Origin of the sequence: Achromobacter sp. (genome assembly GCF_049647645.1) — a bacterium.
GTDB lineage: Bacteria > Pseudomonadota > Gammaproteobacteria > Burkholderiales > Burkholderiaceae_B > Achromobacter.
Window position 1 is genome coordinate 55,457 of sequence record NZ_JBARYB010000264.1, and the last position, 15,311, is coordinate 70,767.

Here is a 15,311-nt window from a genome sequence, read left to right on the forward strand (position 1 = left end):
GGAGAAAAACCATGAGTCTGTACCGCCTGCTTTCCGCCTTGCTGTGCTACCCCGAGCCCGAGCTGCTGGACGCGCTGGGCGAGGTCGAAGCCGCCTTGTCCGACTATCCCGATGCGGAGGAAACCCTGCAGCCGCTGGTGGCCTACCTGGCCACCAACGATCTTATCGCGCTGCAGGAAAACTACGTCGCCACCTTTGACCGCAACCGCTCGCACTCGCTGCACCTGTTCGAGCACGTGCACGGCGAAAGCCGCGACCGCGGCCAGGCCATGGTGGACCTGCTGGACACCTACCGCGAGCATGGCTTCGAACCGGTGGTGTCCGAGCTGCCGGACCATGTGCCGCTGTTCCTGGAGTTCCTGGGGGTGATCGACCCGGCCCTGGCGCAGGACCTGCTGGATGACGCCATCCACGTGCTGGCCGCCATCGGCGCGCGCCTGGCCAAGGGCGAAAGCCCCTACGCCTGCATCTTCGCGGTGCTGCGCGCGCAGTCCCGCGTGATTCCGCGCGAACAGACCGAGGCGCCCGTGCGCGACATGGACGAGGCGATGGAGACCTTCGGCACCGGACCGGACGGCGTGGAACCGCTGCTGCGGCCTTTCTCGGGCGATGGCGCGCAGACCGTGCGCTTCTATCCCCGTGCGCCCGCGGCTCATTAATCTTCAGGACGACGCATCATGAACTCCCTGAATCAGTTTCTTTTCGGCATCTATCCCTACATCGCGCTGACGATCTTCCTGCTGGGCAGCCTGGTGCGCTTCGAGCGCGAGCAGTACACCTGGAAGACGGACAGCTCGCAGCTGCTGCATCGCGGGCAACTGCGCCTGGGCAACATCCTGTTCCACATCGGCATCCTGGGCCTGTTCTTCGGGCATCTGGCCGGCCTGCTGACGCCGGTGGTGGTGTGGGACACGCTGGGCGTATCGCACACGCTGAAGCAGACCGTGGCCATGGTGGCCGGCGGCGTCATGGGCGGCCTGTGCCTGATCGGCCTCCTGATCCTGATCCACCGCCGCCTGAGCGATCCCCGCATCCGCGCCACCACGCGGCCCGGCGACAAGCTGCTGCTGCTGTGGATCCTGGTCACGCTGCTGCTGGGCCTGTCCACCATCGTGCTGTCGGCCGGCCACATGGACGGCGAAATGATGGTGCGCCTGATGACCTGGGCGCAGCACATCGTCACCTTCCAGGGCGACGCCGCCAGCCATATCGCCGGCGTGCCGCTGCTGTTCAAGGCGCACCTGTTCATGGGCCTGACGCTGTTCGTGATCTTCCCGTTCACGCGCCTGGTCCACGTCTGGAGCGGCTTCGCCTCGGTCGGCTACCTGGGCCGCGCCTGGCAGCTGGTCCGCCCGCGCTGATTCCACGCACCAGGACTAGGAGCCGAACATGCCTGTCATCGTCAATGGCGTCGAACTGAACGACGCGGATCTGGAACGCGAACTGCCGCTGCATGCCGAGGCCGGCAATCCCATGCGCGAAGCGATCACCGCCCTGGTACTGCGCCGCGTACTGCTGGACGAGGCCGGCCGGCTGGGCCTGGACGCCGCCACGGACGAGGAGGGCGCCATCGGCGCCTTGCTGGCCCGCGAGGCGCCTGCGCCCGAGGCCGACGACGCCGCCTGCCGCCGCTACTACCAGATGCACCCGCAACGCTTCATGGCGGGCGAGCTGATCGAGGCCGACCACATCTTGTTCCAGGTCACGCCCGGCGTGAATCTGGACATGCTGCGGGCGCACGCCAATGTGGTGCTGGCCGAACTGCTCGAAGATCCTTCGCGCTTCGCCGAGGTGGCGCGCGAGCAATCGAACTGCCCCTCGGCCGCCCTGGGCGGCTGCCTGGGCCAGCTGGGCCGCGGCGACACGGTGCCGGAATTCGAGCGCGCGGTGTTTGCGCTTCCGGCCGGCGGCCTGCTGCCGCAATTGCTGGAAACCCGCCACGGCCTGCACATCGTGCGGGTGACGCGGCGCATCGAGGGCCGCATGCAGCCCTACGAACACGTGGCCGCACAGATCGCCACGGCGCTGTCGTCCATGAGCCGCGATACCGCCTGGCGCCAGTACGCCAAACGGCTGGTCGAACGCGCCGACATCCAGGGCATAGACCTGCAAGGCGGCGAACCCGAGCGCGTCTACGGCGGGAGCGCCGCATGATGGACGAGCCGGCTGCAAGAACTTTGGTGGACGGCCATGGCCGCCGCATCGATTATCTGCGCGTGTCCGTCACGGACCGCTGCGACCTGCGTTGCAGCTACTGCCTGCCCAAGGATTTCAAGGGCTTCGAAACCCCCGCCAATTGGCTGCGCCACGAGGAAATGGCGCGGCTGGCAGGGCTATTCGTCGGCCTGGGCGTCAGCAAGGTCCGGCTGACCGGCGGTGAGCCCCTGCTGCGCCGCGGCGTGGTTGGGCTGGCGGGCGTCATCGCCGCCATGCCTGGATTGCAGGATCTGTCCGTGTCCACCAACGGCACCCAACTGGCGCGCCACGCGCAGGACCTGCGCGCCGCCGGGGTTGACCGACTGAACATCAGCCTGGACACGCTGGACGCCGCCGCCTTCAGCCAGATCACCGGCCGGGACTGCCTGGAATCGGTGCTGGCGGGCCTGGCCGCGGCTAAGGACGCGGGCTTTGCGCCCATCAAGCTCAATAGCGTGGTGCACGCGGCCACGCCCGCGTCCGAGGTGCGCAGGCTGCTGGACTATGCGGTGGAGCAGGGCTTCGTGCTGCGCCTGATCGAGCCCATGCCCATGGGCAGCTGCGGCCAGGGCTACGCCCATACCGACCTGAACGCCATGGGTGCGCGGCTGGCGGCCGACGCTGGCCTGGTGCCCGCCCTGGGCGGAACGGGCGCGGGCCCGGCGCGCTACTGGACCACGGGCCATGGAACACCGGTGCTGGGCGTGATCACGCCCATGTCGCGCCACTTCTGTGCCGCCTGTAACCGCGTCAGGCTGGGCGTGGACGGCACCCTGTACCTGTGCCTGGGCCAGGAAGACCAGGTGCCGCTGGGCCGGATGCTGCGCGAAGGCGCCAGCGATGCCGAGCTGATCCAGGCAATCCGGGCCGGCATCGCCGCCAAGCCCGAGCGCCACGACTTCTTGGCCCGTCCCGAACGCATCGTGCGCTTCATGGCGCAGACGGGAGGTTGAGATGCGCGATATCGAACGGCTGGTCGACGGCTTCCAGCGCTTCCAGCAGCAGTATTACGAAGACGCGCCGTCGCTCTACCGCAATCTTTGCGAAGGCCAGCACCCCAGCACGCTGCTGGTCGGGTGCTGCGATTCGCGGGTCGATCCGGCCATGCTGCTGGGTTGCGATCCGGGCGACATCTTCACCGTGCGCAATGTCGCCAACCTGGTGCCGCCGGCCAGCACCGACCGCGGCCTGCAGGGCGTGCTGGCCGCGATACAGTTCGCGGTCGAGCAGCTGCAGGTCAGCCGCATCATTGTGCTGGGCCACGCCCATTGCGGCGGCATACGCGCGCTGATGGACCGGCGCACGCGGGGCGACGGCGAGACCGATTACCTGGAGCGCTGGATGGACATCGCCGAGCCGGCGCGCAGGCAGGTGCTGCAGCAGATGCCGCAGGCGACGGCCGCCGAGCGCCGGCGGGCCTGCGAGCAGGCGTCCATCCTGATTTCGCTGCGCAACCTGGAAGACCTGCCTTTTGTCCGCCGCGGGGTGGAGGCGGGCAGCCTGACCCTGCACGGCTGGTATTTCGACCTGGTGGCGGGCGCTTTGCTGGCATACTCGGCGCGGGCGGACGCCTTCCTGCCCATCGTGTGCCCCTTGTTCACGGAGCTTGCATGACCCCAGTTTTCGGCATCGCCGGCCGTTCCGGCAGCGGCAAGACCACCCTGATCGAGGCCATGCTGCCCTTGCTCGCCGCGCGCGGCCTGCGGGTCAGCGTCATCAAGCACAGCCACCACGATTTCGAGATGGAGCCGCCAGGCAAGGATAGCGCGCGCTTCCGGCAGGCTGGCGCGCTGGAGGTGATGGTGGCCTCGCCGTTCCGCTACGCCATCGTCCACGAGCTGCGCGATGCGCCCGAACCCACCTTGCAAGAGCAACTGGCGCGCCTGGCGCCGGCCGACCTGGTGCTGGTCGAAGGGTTCAAGCAGGCCGCGATCCCGCGCATCGAGGTCTACCGGCCCGCGCTGGGCAAACCCCCTCTGCATGCGGAAGACAGCAGTTTCCTGGCGGTCGTCACCGATGTACCGCTGGAGGCCGGCTGGCCCTGCCTGCCGGTCAACGAACCGGCGCAAGTCGCGGATTTCATTTGCCGCACGCTCGGGCTGGACTGAAGAGCCGCCGGGGAAAGGCGGCGCAGCGGCTACACTGGAACCCGCAGCATTCCTCGAGCAAGCCCGCGTTGAAAGCCATGAAGCCCACCGATACCGCCGCCGAAGCCGACGGCCTGCCTTCGCCCCGGCATCGCCTGTCCACGCGCATCGTCATCAGTTCCCTGGTGGCGCTGGTGGTGGTGCTGTCCATGGTCAGCTGGACGCTGTGGCTGTCCTGGCAGCTGGAAGGCGCGGGCGCCGCCATCAACGACACGGGCAGCCTGCGCATGCGGGCCAACCGCGTGGCGGTGGAGCTGATGCGTCCGCAGGCCGGGCGCGAGTTCCGCACCAATGAACAGGTCCAGCAGATGGACGACACCATCGCCCGGCTGGCGCGTGGCAATCCTGCCCGCCCGTTGTTCATCCCCAACGACGAGGCCATCCGCAAGCAATGGCGCGATGTGGCTGCCTACTGGTACGACATCATGAAACCGGCAGCCCGGCGCGCCCTGGCGCAGCCGGACGCCGCCACCTATCTGGAAACCTTGCCGGAATTCGTGTCCCGGGCGGACATGCTGGTGCGCATGATCGAACAGGACAACGCCGGCAAGACGACCTCGCTGCGCCTGTCGCAGGGCGTGCTGGCGGCGATCGCCAGCGCCGGCACGCTGGCGATGATCTACCTGCTTTATCTCTGGATCATCTCGCCGGTGCTGCGCCTGCGCGACGGCCTGCAGCGCATGGCCGCCAGGGAATTCAGCACCCGCCTGCCGGTGGAAAGCAAGGACGAATTCGGCGTGCTGGCGCGCGGCTACAACCGCATGGCCGACGAACTGCAGGATCTGTACACCGGCCTGGAGCGGCGCGTCGAAGAGAAGACCGCCCAATTGGCCGCGCAGAACCGCGACATCGGCGCGCTCTATGACATGGCCGCCTTCCTGAACCAGCCCAACGAGATCGAAGCGCTGTGCGACGGCTTCCTGCGGCGCGTGATGCTGCAGTTCGACGCGGAGGGCGGCAGCATCCGGGCGCTGGACCCCAACAACGAGCAGCTCAACCTGATGGTGTCGGTGGGGCTGTCCGACGAGCTGGTCGAATCCGAGCATTGCATGCGGGTGGACGACTGCTATTGCGGCGTCGCCACGCGGCAGGCCGGCGTCATCGTCATCCAGGATTTCCGCGAGTCGCCGCCTGCGACGGAGCTGAACTGCCAGCGCGACGGCTTCGCCAGCGTGGCTGTGTTCCGCATCGTCACGCGCGACGAGGTGCTGGGGTCGTACTCCCTGCATTTCCGCCGGCAACGCCGCCTGTCGCCGGCTGAATCCCAGCTGCTGGAAACGTTGGGCCAGCATCTGGGCGTGGCCCTGGACAACCGCCGCCTGAGCGCCCAGGCGCGGCAGTTGGCGGTGGTGCGCGAGCGCGGGCTGGTGGCGCAGGGGCTGCACGACAGCCTGGCCCAAGGCCTGAACTTCCTGAATCTGCAATTGCAGATGCTGGACGCCGCCGTCAAGCGCGGCGACCAGGCGGAGATCGACGAGATCCTGCCGTTGCTGCGCACCGGCGTGGACGAAAGCTACCAGGACGTGCGTGAGCTGCTGACCAACTTCCGCACCAAGCTGTCGCAGGGCGACCTGCAGGCCGGCATCGAAGACACCGTGGCGCGTTTCCGGCGCCAGACCGGGATCGAGACCGAATTGCGCTTCGGCCGGGGCGAAGGCGCGCCGCTGCCGCCGGATGAGCAGTTGCAGGTGCTGTTCATCCTGCAAGAGGCACTGTCCAATGTCCGCAAGCATTCCGAAGCCAGCCATGTGCGCATCGAAGTCGCCAATGACCGCGACTTCAGCCTGGTTATCGCCGACGATGGCCAGGGTTACGACCCGGCCGAGGTCGCGGAGCGCGGCGAATCGCATGTGGGCCTGCACATCATGCGCGAGCGCGCCGCGCGCATGCGCGCAGTGATAAAACTCGAATCGCAGCCCGGCGCCGGCACGCGCGTCGCGCTGACCCTGCCTGGCAGCGAACGCCAGGCCGCCTGAACTTTCTGACCATGCCCATCCGTATCCTCCTCGTCGACGACCATACCCTGTTCCGCTCGGGCGTGCGCCTGCTGCTGCAACGCCAGCCCGACTTCGAGGTCGTGGCCGAGGCCGGCGACGGCGTCGAAGGCCTGAAGCGCGCCAAGGAACTCAAGCCCGACGTAGTCTTGCTGGACCTCAACCTGCCGGGCCTGTCCGGACTGGAAACGCTGCAATTGCTGACCCAGGAACTGCCTTCGTGCGCGGTCATCATCCTGACGGTGTCGGAAGAGGCCGACGAGCTGGGGCAGGCGCTGCGCGATGGCGCCCGCGGCTACCTGGTCAAGAACATCGATGCCGAGGCCTTGACCTCCGCGATCCGCCGCGCCGCAGGCGGCGAGCCGGTCATCGCCGACAGCATGACCGCCAAGCTGGTCGAGCAGTTCCGCGGGCAAGCCAGCCTGGCGGCGCAGGCGCCGCAGAATGCGGGCAGCGCCGAGCGCCATCGCCTGACCGCGCGCGAGACCCAGATCGTGCAGTGGCTGGCGCGCGGCGCCAGCAACAAGGTCATCGCCCGCGAACTGGACGTGAGCGAAAGCACGGTCAAGATCCATGTGCAGAACGTGCTCAAGAAACTCAACCTGACCAGCCGCGTTCAGGTCGCGGTGTATGCGGTGGAGCACGGGTTGTACACGGAAGAATAGGGCGGCTGTCACCGGACGGTTTCAGGAGGCCCAAAGGGGTCTCGCGACCTAGTTCTTTTCTATGCCGGCGATATCGACGGCCTTGCCCCAAAGCGCGTAGTCGTCCTGAATGATCCTGGAGAATCCGGCGGCGTCCGTCGGCGCGAGTTGCAGTCCGATTTTCCCCAGGCGTTCGCTCAGGCCGGGAGTGCTTGCGGCCTCCTTCAGGGCCGCCTCAAGCTTTTGGACGACATCGGCGGGCAGGCCAGCCGGTCCCGCCAGGCCCACCCAACCTTGAGTAGCCAGGGGAATGCCCGCTTCCCTGAAAGTGGGCGCGTCCGGGAACAGGGGGGATCTCGCCGCCTGGGGCACGGCGAGTGCCCTGGCTTTGCCGTCGTGGACCAGCAGCGCCGCCAGTCCGTCGCCCAGAATCGCCATGTCGACTTCCTTGCGCAGCAAGCCGACGCGGGCTTCGGAGGTGCCCTTGTAGGGCACGTGGACGATGCTGAGGCCGGCTGCGGCGTTCAGCATTTCCCCTGCGAGATGGCCGCCGCTACCGACGCCGAACGAGGCGAACGTCAGTTTTCCCGGCTCGGCGCGGGCTTTGGCGATAAGCTGGTCAAAGGATTTGAAGGGCGAGTCTTCCGGGACCACGAGGGCGATGCCCAGGCTGCCGAAACGGCCGATCGGCGTGAAATCCGTCCGGGGATCGTAGGGCGGCGTCTTGCGGATGTGCGGAACCAAGGTCAGGGCCGCTTGAAACGGGGCGGCCAGGGTATAGCCGTCCGGTTTGGCGGTAGCCACGTACTTCATCGCGATCTGGCCGCCAGCGCCGACGCGATTCTCGACCACGACCGGCTGTTTCAGGCTGCGTCCCAGCCCGTCCGCCATCAGGCGGGCGATGGTGTCGGTATCGCTGCCTGCAGGCAAGGGCACGACCAGCGTGATCGGGCGCGTTGGGTATTCAGACTCGGCCTGGGCCGGCCCAGCTCCAAGCAGGGTGGTGCATAAGATGGCCGGGGCCAGCATGCGGGTGAACGTTGTCGTCGGCATTTTTTTCTCCTCGTGTTGCTCAGGTCTGGCCTGAATCAATTGCCTGACTGGATCAGGCGTGCGGCTTTTTCCCCTATCATCATTGAGGGCGCATTTGTGTTGGCGGAACACATGGTCGGCATGATTGATGCGTCTGCCACCCGTAGCGAGGAAACTCCCCTGACCCTGAGGCAGGGGTCCACCACGGCTTGAGCGTCCGCTCCCATCCTGCACGTGCCCACCGGATGGTATGAGGTCTGTCCGATGGTTTTTGCATAGTCCAGCAGATCGGATCCTTGCAACTGCCGGGGACCTGGGCGGGTTTCCCTGACGACGAAAGGGGCGAGCGCGGGTTGCGCCGCGACCTTGCGCGCCAATTCGATGGCAGCCACGGTAATTCGCTGGTCCTCGTCGCTGGAGAGATAGTTGGCGCGGATTGCCGGTGCTTCGCCCGGTTCCCGTGATCGGATGTGCACCGAGCCGCGTGACGTCGGCCGCAAGGGGAAGGTACCGATGGAGAAGCCGGGAAAGTCGTCCAGCACGAGTTTCTTGGGGTCGCGCGCATCTGGGCTGGATAGCCAATGCAGCTGTAGCTTGACATCCGGTTGCGCCTGCGCTGGGTCGGATTTGGCCAATGCGTGCGCGACGGCGCTGGCGCAGCTCATCATGCCGCGTCCGCGCAGCGCGAAATCCGCGGCCATCCAGGCTTTGCGTAGCGGATTTCGCATGATCTGGTTCAGGGTGACGGCATTGCGGCATTCATAGGTCACCCGCGTATGGAGATGGTCTTGCAGATTCTCGCCAACCGCGGGCGCATCTTGCAGGACCGGGATGCCAAGTCTGTCCAGCAAGTGGCGCTGGCCGATGCCAGATAGTTCCAGTATCTGGGGCGATTGGATTGCGCCGGCGCAGAGGATTACCTCACGGCTAGCGTTGGCCTTGACGAGCTGGCCACCATGCCGGTATTCGACGCCCGTGGCCGTGGTTCCGTCAAAAAGGATCCTGGATACCAGCGCGCCCGTTTGCAGGCGCAGGTTTGCGTCTTTCGCCAAGGGGCGGATGAACGCCTCGCGGCTGCTCCAGCGCCAGCCTTTGCGGATGTTGTGCTGGATATAGCCCACGCCCTCGTAGTCGACACCGTTGTAATCAGGATTGCGCGGGATGCCCGCGGAAACACAGGAATCGACGAAGGCGTCCATGAGCGGATGGCGCGACCGGAACTCAGTGACTGAAACCGGCCCGCTGCGCCCGCGCACGGCGGGATCACCGCCCGCATAGCCCTCGATCTCACGAAAAATCGGCTTCAGGTCATCGTAGCCCCAGCCGGTCGCGCCGAATTCATCGCGCCAGCGGTCGAATTCGGCCGGGTCGCCGTGCACCCATATCATGCCATTGACCGAAGACGAGCCGCCCACGACTTTGCCGCGCGGCCAGAAAATGCTGCGGTTGTTCATGTGTGTTTCGGCCTCGGTGTGGAACCGGCGCAGCCCGCGTTCGCCGCGAAGAATGTATGCCACGCCTGCGGGTATCCGGATCCAGATCCACCGGTCATCCTCGCCCGCCTCCAGCAGCAGCACCGAACGGCCGCTCGCGGCCAGCCTGGCTGCCAGCGCGCAACCCGCCGAGCCTGCGCCCACGACGATGTACTCATAGTTCTCGGGCCGATTCACCAGTCTGCTCCCAACCGCTCGCGCAGTCGCGCGGCTTCGTCGCCCATGCGCTGGAAGCGCTTGTCCGGCTGTTCCGGAAAGGGGTTGTCCTTCCCGAGGACGGGGGGGCAGGGCGTGATGGCCAGTTCCACCATGACGGGCGCAGCGGCGGCCATGATGTCAGGCAGCGCGGCAGCCAGCTGCGCCGCGTCGCCGATGTGGAATGCGGCGGCGTATCCCGCAGCTATCGCCGCGGCGGCGAAGTCGACCCTTCCGCAACCTGGCATGCCGAGATTGGCGTTACCGTTGAATTGCACGCCATTGGCAAATACAAAATGGATGTAGCGCGGCGGCGCCGCGCCCGCCACGGTAGCCAGGACGCCCAGTTCCATGAGCAGGCTGGCGTCGCCGTCCAGGACAACAACGGTACGTGCTGGTTGCGCCAGCGCGATGCCTAGCGCCAGCCCCGCCGCTCCCCCCATCAGCGGGACGGACGACAAGGCGAGGGGGGCACCCGGGGCGACCTCGTCCATGGCTTTCATGGCGCTCATGGTGCTTACCACGACGGCGTCGCCGCGGGCCGCGTGGATGGCGCGGCAGGCTTCCAATGTAGTCATAGGCATATGCGGTTCAATCCCATTCGGTGTGGCGGCCGACAATGACGGCAGCGGGTGTATGCGAGCGTTTTGCGTGGTTCCACGCTGTTTCGACCGCGCCCAGGTCCGCCTCGGTCTCGATGCTCCAATGGGCGATGGTCAGCGCGTCCAGTACCGGCTCCAGCAAACTCACCATGTGGCGCCGGGACGCCCGCATCTCCTGGCCGAAGTTGCTGAACTCCCGTCCGAACTGGCCAATCATCAGGAGCATAGGGATCCGCGCGTCCAGTCCGCAGGCCCTCAATGAATTGACGCAGTTATAGAGCCCCTGGTTCTGCATCATGATCACCGGCTGGCGGCCGCCGACGTACAAGCCGGAGGCGACGTGCAATGCCTGATTCTCATTGGCGCAGTAGGTGACGTCGATGCGGCCGCGGTCGGCATCCAGGTATTGATGGGTGGCGATCTGCACGAAGTCGGGCACGACGGTCGCGGAATCGATGCCACAGTCCGACAGGGCACGCGCGATCGCGCTGCCCTTGACTGCAGGCGGAATTGAGGAAGGCATGGCTGGTCTCCTGATTTTTCGTTTGATGTCGGCCCGCCGTCATTGCTTCGGCAGGGTGCGAGTTCGGCATCCAGCTGTAGCGCCGAACTCGCTATTCCCGAGCTCTGCGAAGAAGTGTAGGCTTGCGATTGATCCGGTATTAGTCATTTGTTTTTATCAATCGATACGTTTTAGGTATTGCCATGAACATGCCCACTTCACTTGTCCGCCGTCTGCGCGCACGCCATCTGGAGTTGTTGCAGATCCTCGGAGAAGTCTCGACGGTTCACGCGGCCGCCAAGCAGATGAACCTGTCGCAGCCGGCGACCACGCGCATGCTCCGCGAAGTGGAAGAGATGTTCGGCGGCCAGCTGTTTGAAAGGAGCGCGCGAGGCATTGCGGCGAACCGGTCGGGCGCCGCGCTGATCGCGCGCGCGGCGATACTGATGCGCGAACTGGCGACGATCGAGAAGGAAGTTGAGCTCGAGCGCCAAGGGCAGCAGGGGCTGCTGCGTGTCGGCGCTCTCAGCGGCAACCTCAATGCGACGCTCGCCGTGGCCCAGTTGCTCAAGCAGGCGCCGGCGGTGCAAGTGTCGGTACGGGAAGGACAGATCAACCTTCTGATTGCGGCGTTGCTCGGGGGGGAGCTGGATTGCGTGGTCGGTCCCATCACGGACGAGGAACTGCGCAATGCGCGCATTGATGAGTTGCGTCTGGAACGGCTGGTTGAGGATTCGATGGCCGTGGTCGCGTCGCCGAAGAGCCCCTGGTGCAGGCGTCGGCGTATCAAATGGGGCGATCTCAGCGGCGAACGCTGGATTCTTCCTCCGCCGGAGTCGGTGTTGCGGCGGGCTTTCATGCGAGTCTATCTGGAGCTCGGGATGAGTCCGCCCGAGCACAGGGTGGAAGCCTTGTCCCCGTTGACTACCCGGTCGCTGATCACCTTGAATACGGTCGAGCTGGGATTGCTACGCATGGCGCATGCCAAGGAGGAAGCGCGGCTGGGCGGCCTGAAAGTCCTGTCGATGGTTTCTGAACCCAAGTTGCCTCCCTTGGCCCTGCTGGCGCGCCGGGCGCCGAGCTTGAGGCCCATGCTGCTAGATCGATTCATCAAATTGCTGAAGGATTCCTCCGCCGCGATCCATGGCGACTAGGGTGATGTCGCCGTTTGATCTGCGACAAGGCCGTGGGCGTGGCGGCCCCATAGACTGGCCGGCATGGAAACTCGAACCTCTCCCATGGAGCTCGTGGCCCCCGCCGGCAGCCTGGCCGCGCTGAAGGCCGCCATCGACGCCGGCGCCGATACCGTCTACCTCGGGCTCAAGAACGCCACCAATGCCCGCAACTTCGCCGGGCTCAACTTCACCGAAAGCGATATCCGCGCGGGCGTGGAACTGGCCCACAGCCGCGGGCGGCAAGTGTTGTTCGCGATCAATACGTTTGTGCAGGCGGGCAGGGCGCCGGAGTGGCGCGCCGCCGTGGACGCTGCCCACGGGCTGGGCGCGGACGCCGTCATCATGGCCGACGCCGGGCTCCTGGCCTACGCCAGCGACCGCTATCCCGACCTGCGCCTGCACCTGTCGGTGCAGGGCTCCGCCACCCACGCCGACGCCATCGAGCTGATGAAGGAACAGTTCGGCATCCGCCGCGTGGTGCTGCCGCGCGTGCTGACGCTGGCCGAGGTCGCGCGCATCTGCGCCAACGTCAGCGTCGAGGTCGAGGTGTTCGGCTTCGGCAGCCTGTGCGTCATGGCCGAGGGCCGCTGCCTGCTGTCGTCCTACGCCACCGGCGATTCCCCCAACAACAAGGGCGTCTGTTCGCCCGCGCATGCGGTGCGCTGGTCGGAGGAAAACGGCCGCATGGACGCGCGCCTGAACGGCATCCTGATCGACCGCTACGAGCCGGGTGAACCGGCGGCCTATCCCACCCTGTGCAAGGGCCGCTTCGATGTGGACGGCCAGTCCGACCACGCGCTGGAGGAGCCCACCAGCCTGAACGCCATCGGCCTGTTGCCGCGCCTGGCGGAGATGGGCGTGTCGGCCGTCAAGATCGAAGGGCGGCAGCGCAGCCCGGCCTATGTCACCCAGGTGGTGTCGACGCTGCGCGCGGCCTTGGATAGCGCGCACGCGGACGCCTCCCGCTTTTCGCCCCGTCCCGAATGGAACGCCATGCTGGCGCGCCATTCCGAGGGTTCCCAAGTCACGCAAGGCGCCTTCGAACGTCCATGGAAATGAAACCTAGCGCATACCGGATCTCGGTCGCACCGCTGCAGTACTACTGGCCGCGCCAGCACACGCTGGATTTCTACGCGGCCTTGGCCGACAGCCCGGCCGACATCATCTACGTGGGCGAAACCGTCTGCAGCCGCAGGCACGAGCTGCGCGCCGAGGACTGGCTGGAGCTGGCGCGCGACCTGCGCGACGCCGGCAAGACGGTGGTGCTGGCGGGCCGCACCTTGATCGAGACCGGCGCGGAAGCCAGCGCGCTGAAGAAGCTTTGCGGGCAGGACGACTTCATGGTCGAGGCTGGCGAACTGGGCGCGGTGCGGCACCTGAACGGCCGCGCCTTCGTGGCCGGTCCCCATATCAATGCCTATCACGGCGGCACCTTGGAATGGCTGGCCGGGCGCGGAGCGGCGCGCTTCGTCGCGCCGCTGGAAATGGACAGCAAGACGCTGGCCCGCCTGATGGCTGAAAAGCCCGCCGGCCTGGAGGCGGAAGTCATGGTGTGGGGCCGCATGGCGCTGGCATTCTCGGCGCGCTGCTTCACTGCGCGGCACTTTCGTCTGAAGAAGGACGATTGCGGCTTTCGCTGCATCGAACATCCGGACGGCCTGGACATGCGCACGCGGGAATCGCGCGACTTTCTCGCGATCAACGGCATCCAGGTGCAGTCGGGCGCCTGTCTGGACCTGCTGTCGCAGGCGCCAGAGCTCGCTGCCATGGGCGTGCAGGTGCTGCGGGTGAGTCCGCAATCGGCCGGTACGCTGGAAGCGATCGCCGCGCTGGATGCGACGCGGCGCGGCCTGGCGCCGCTCGAGGCGCAGCCGCCTGCGGGCATGGTCCGCTGCAACGGCTACTTCTATGGACAGCCCGGCATCGATCTGCTGGAGGCGGCGGCATGAGCGCCGCGATCCAAGTTCCCGCGGTGTTTGCCAGGCTGGGCCGGCGCCTGCCCGCGCCGTTCATCTCGCTGCACTTCACCGCCGGGCTGGAGGTGGCGCGACGGTTGAAATGGCTGACGCCGCCGGCCGAGCTGGAGGGCCGCAGCTTCGCCATCACCGTCGAGGATCTGGGCCTGCGCAGCAGCTTCGCCGTGCGGCAAGGGGCTTTTCGCCCGGTATGGGGCGGGGCTGCCGCCGAACTGGAATTGGGCGCAAGGCTGGCCGATCTGCTGGCCTTGATGCGTTCGGAGACGGACGCCGATACCCTGTTCTTCCAACGCCGGCTGCGGATCTCGGGCGACACCGAGTTGGGGCTGATCGTCAAGAACTGGCTCGATGCCGCGCCGCGGCCGGCGTGGCTGCAAAGCGCTGGCGCAGCGCGTTGATGCTTGCGCGATGCCCGCCGCTGCTTGCGGGCATTGCGGGAAGCCATGAAGGATCGTGCTATACCGTGCGTCGTTGCCGTAGGGAGCGTTGCCGTTTTCCCGGGCGTGTATGACGGAGGTTGGCATGCGGGTCATGGTGGTAGGCGCCAGCAAGGGGCTGGGCAAGGCGTTCGTGGAGGGGTTGAGCCAGGACGCCGCGTTGATTGCGGGCGTGGCGCGTCGCGCGCCGTTGGACATCTCGGCATCGCCGGGCTGCGAACTCCGCTGGATCGAAGCGGACCTGTCGCGGCCGGAGGCTGCCGTCGAGCAGATTGCCGCGCAGGCGCCGGAAGCGCTCGATGCCATCCTCTACAACCTGGGCGTGTGGGAAGAGCACGCATTCACCGAAGGCTACGATTTCCTGGCGGACTCCCCGACGGCAATCGCGCGCATGGTGGACATCAACGTCACTGCAACCATCCTGTTGCTTCAGCGCCTGATTCCCCGCGTTCTCGGCGCGCGCAAGCCGCAGATCATCCTGACCGGCTCCACTTCCGGCCTGGCCGGCAGCGGCCGTCCGGAGGTCACGTTCGCGGCATCCAAGCACGCGCTGCGAGGCATCGCCGACGCCTTGCGCGAGAGCTTCCGGGCGCGACGGCTGGCGGTGACCTGCCTGCAGCTGGGCTACCTGAACACGGATGACGGCCTCGAGGTGCCGAGGGAAACCGCGAGCCTGCGGGGAGAGGGCAGCCTGATACCCATGCACGACGTGGTGGCGATGACGCGCACGCTGTTGCATCTGTCGGACGCATCGTTCGTGCGGGAAATCGTGATGCCGGCGCTGATGGACGAGCGCTTCTGAACGGCGCGCCTTGCGGTGATATGGTTATGAGCGCCGGGCGGTATCCATATCGAGCCCGCATAACTACAATCGGCCTGGACGGCATACACCGCTATCAGCATCAATAAAGGAGACAC

Annotated in this window: 17 protein-coding genes; 13 read left to right on the top strand and 4 right to left on the bottom strand. The window is 66.6% G+C overall.

Annotated elements, in window-relative coordinates; all coding sequences use genetic code 11:
• Positions 1–11 precede the first annotated feature (11 nt).
• The 8 genes from narJ (at position 12) to WBB14_RS30025 (ending at position 7,002) form a co-directional block, all read left to right on the top strand.
• The gene (narJ, locus tag WBB14_RS29990) at positions 12–659 is read left to right on the top strand and encodes a nitrate reductase molybdenum cofactor assembly chaperone (protein ID WP_424242988.1); all 648 of its coding nucleotides are present in this window, start codon (positions 12–14) and stop codon (positions 657–659) included.
• An 18-nt stretch (positions 660–677) separates the two neighbouring features.
• Positions 678–1,361, top strand: a complete 684-nt coding sequence (gene narI, locus WBB14_RS29995) for a respiratory nitrate reductase subunit gamma (protein WP_424242989.1) — start codon at positions 678–680, stop codon at positions 1,359–1,361.
• A gap of 28 nt (positions 1,362–1,389) precedes the next feature.
• Entirely contained in the window at positions 1,390–2,154 is a 765-nt protein-coding gene (locus WBB14_RS30000) for a peptidylprolyl isomerase (protein ID WP_424242990.1), read from the top strand.
• Positions 2,151–3,149 carry a GTP 3',8-cyclase MoaA gene (gene moaA, locus WBB14_RS30005; RefSeq protein ID WP_424242991.1) on the top strand — a complete coding sequence of 333 codons (999 nt, stop codon included), beginning with the start codon at positions 2,151–2,153 and terminating at the stop codon, positions 3,147–3,149. The genes WBB14_RS30000 and moaA overlap by 4 nt, the downstream gene beginning before the upstream one ends.
• Position 3,150: 1 nt before the next feature.
• Positions 3,151–3,810: a carbonic anhydrase gene (locus WBB14_RS30010; protein ID WP_424242992.1), complete on the top strand. Its 660-nt coding sequence runs from the start codon at positions 3,151–3,153 to the stop codon at positions 3,808–3,810.
• A complete protein-coding gene (gene mobB, locus WBB14_RS30015) occupies positions 3,807–4,304 on the top strand; it encodes a molybdopterin-guanine dinucleotide biosynthesis protein B (protein WP_424242993.1) in 498 nt (165 codons plus the stop codon). Before WBB14_RS30010 ends, mobB begins: the two co-directional genes overlap by 4 nt.
• A gap of 77 nt (positions 4,305–4,381) precedes the next feature.
• Positions 4,382–6,319, top strand: coding sequence for a type IV pili methyl-accepting chemotaxis transducer N-terminal domain-containing protein (locus WBB14_RS30020; RefSeq protein WP_424242994.1), 1,938 nt, complete (start codon positions 4,382–4,384; stop codon positions 6,317–6,319).
• Between the two features lie 11 nt (positions 6,320–6,330).
• Positions 6,331–7,002 (top strand): response regulator, encoded by a 672-nt coding sequence (locus WBB14_RS30025; protein ID WP_424242995.1) that lies wholly within the window; start codon positions 6,331–6,333, stop codon positions 7,000–7,002.
• A gap of 48 nt (positions 7,003–7,050) precedes the next feature.
• Here the strand turns inward: WBB14_RS30025 and WBB14_RS30030 are convergent, their stop codons facing one another.
• From WBB14_RS30030 to WBB14_RS30045, 4 genes are read right to left on the bottom strand one after another with little or no spacing between them, the layout of a single operon-like run.
• On the bottom strand, positions 7,051–8,034 hold the full coding sequence (locus WBB14_RS30030) for a Bug family tripartite tricarboxylate transporter substrate binding protein (protein WP_424242996.1): 984 nt from the start codon (positions 8,032–8,034) through the stop codon (positions 7,051–7,053).
• A 35-nt stretch (positions 8,035–8,069) separates the two neighbouring features.
• Positions 8,070–9,683, bottom strand: coding sequence for a GMC family oxidoreductase (locus WBB14_RS30035; protein ID WP_424242997.1), 1,614 nt, complete (start codon positions 9,681–9,683; stop codon positions 8,070–8,072).
• Complete coding sequence (locus tag WBB14_RS30040) at positions 9,680–10,279, bottom strand: thiamine pyrophosphate-dependent enzyme (protein WP_424242998.1); 600 nt, start codon at positions 10,277–10,279, stop codon at positions 9,680–9,682. Before WBB14_RS30040 ends, WBB14_RS30035 begins: the two co-directional genes overlap by 4 nt.
• A gap of 13 nt (positions 10,280–10,292) precedes the next feature.
• Positions 10,293–10,826 carry a thiamine pyrophosphate-binding protein gene (locus WBB14_RS30045; protein ID WP_424242999.1) on the bottom strand — a complete coding sequence of 178 codons (534 nt, stop codon included), beginning with the start codon at positions 10,824–10,826 and terminating at the stop codon, positions 10,293–10,295.
• Positions 10,827–11,008: 182 nt separating this feature from the next.
• Between WBB14_RS30045 and WBB14_RS30050 the strand changes: the two genes are divergently transcribed.
• The 5 genes from WBB14_RS30050 (at position 11,009) to WBB14_RS30070 (ending at position 15,195) form a co-directional block, all read left to right on the top strand.
• Positions 11,009–11,959 (top strand): LysR family transcriptional regulator, encoded by a 951-nt coding sequence (locus tag WBB14_RS30050; RefSeq protein ID WP_424243000.1) that lies wholly within the window; start codon positions 11,009–11,011, stop codon positions 11,957–11,959.
• Positions 11,960–12,022: 63 nt separating this feature from the next.
• Positions 12,023–13,039, top strand: coding sequence for a ubiquinone anaerobic biosynthesis protein UbiU (ubiU, locus tag WBB14_RS30055; protein ID WP_424243001.1), 1,017 nt, complete (start codon positions 12,023–12,025; stop codon positions 13,037–13,039).
• Complete coding sequence (locus WBB14_RS30060) at positions 13,036–13,929, top strand: U32 family peptidase (RefSeq protein WP_424243040.1); 894 nt, start codon at positions 13,036–13,038, stop codon at positions 13,927–13,929. The genes ubiU and WBB14_RS30060 overlap by 4 nt, the downstream gene beginning before the upstream one ends.
• Positions 13,926–14,354 carry a ubiquinone anaerobic biosynthesis accessory factor UbiT gene (gene ubiT, locus WBB14_RS30065; RefSeq protein ID WP_424243002.1) on the top strand — a complete coding sequence of 143 codons (429 nt, stop codon included), beginning with the start codon at positions 13,926–13,928 and terminating at the stop codon, positions 14,352–14,354. Before WBB14_RS30060 ends, ubiT begins: the two co-directional genes overlap by 4 nt.
• Before the next feature lie 124 nt (positions 14,355–14,478).
• On the top strand, positions 14,479–15,195 hold the full coding sequence (locus WBB14_RS30070) for an SDR family oxidoreductase (RefSeq protein WP_424243003.1): 717 nt from the start codon (positions 14,479–14,481) through the stop codon (positions 15,193–15,195).
• Positions 15,196–15,311: the final 116 nt, after the last annotated feature.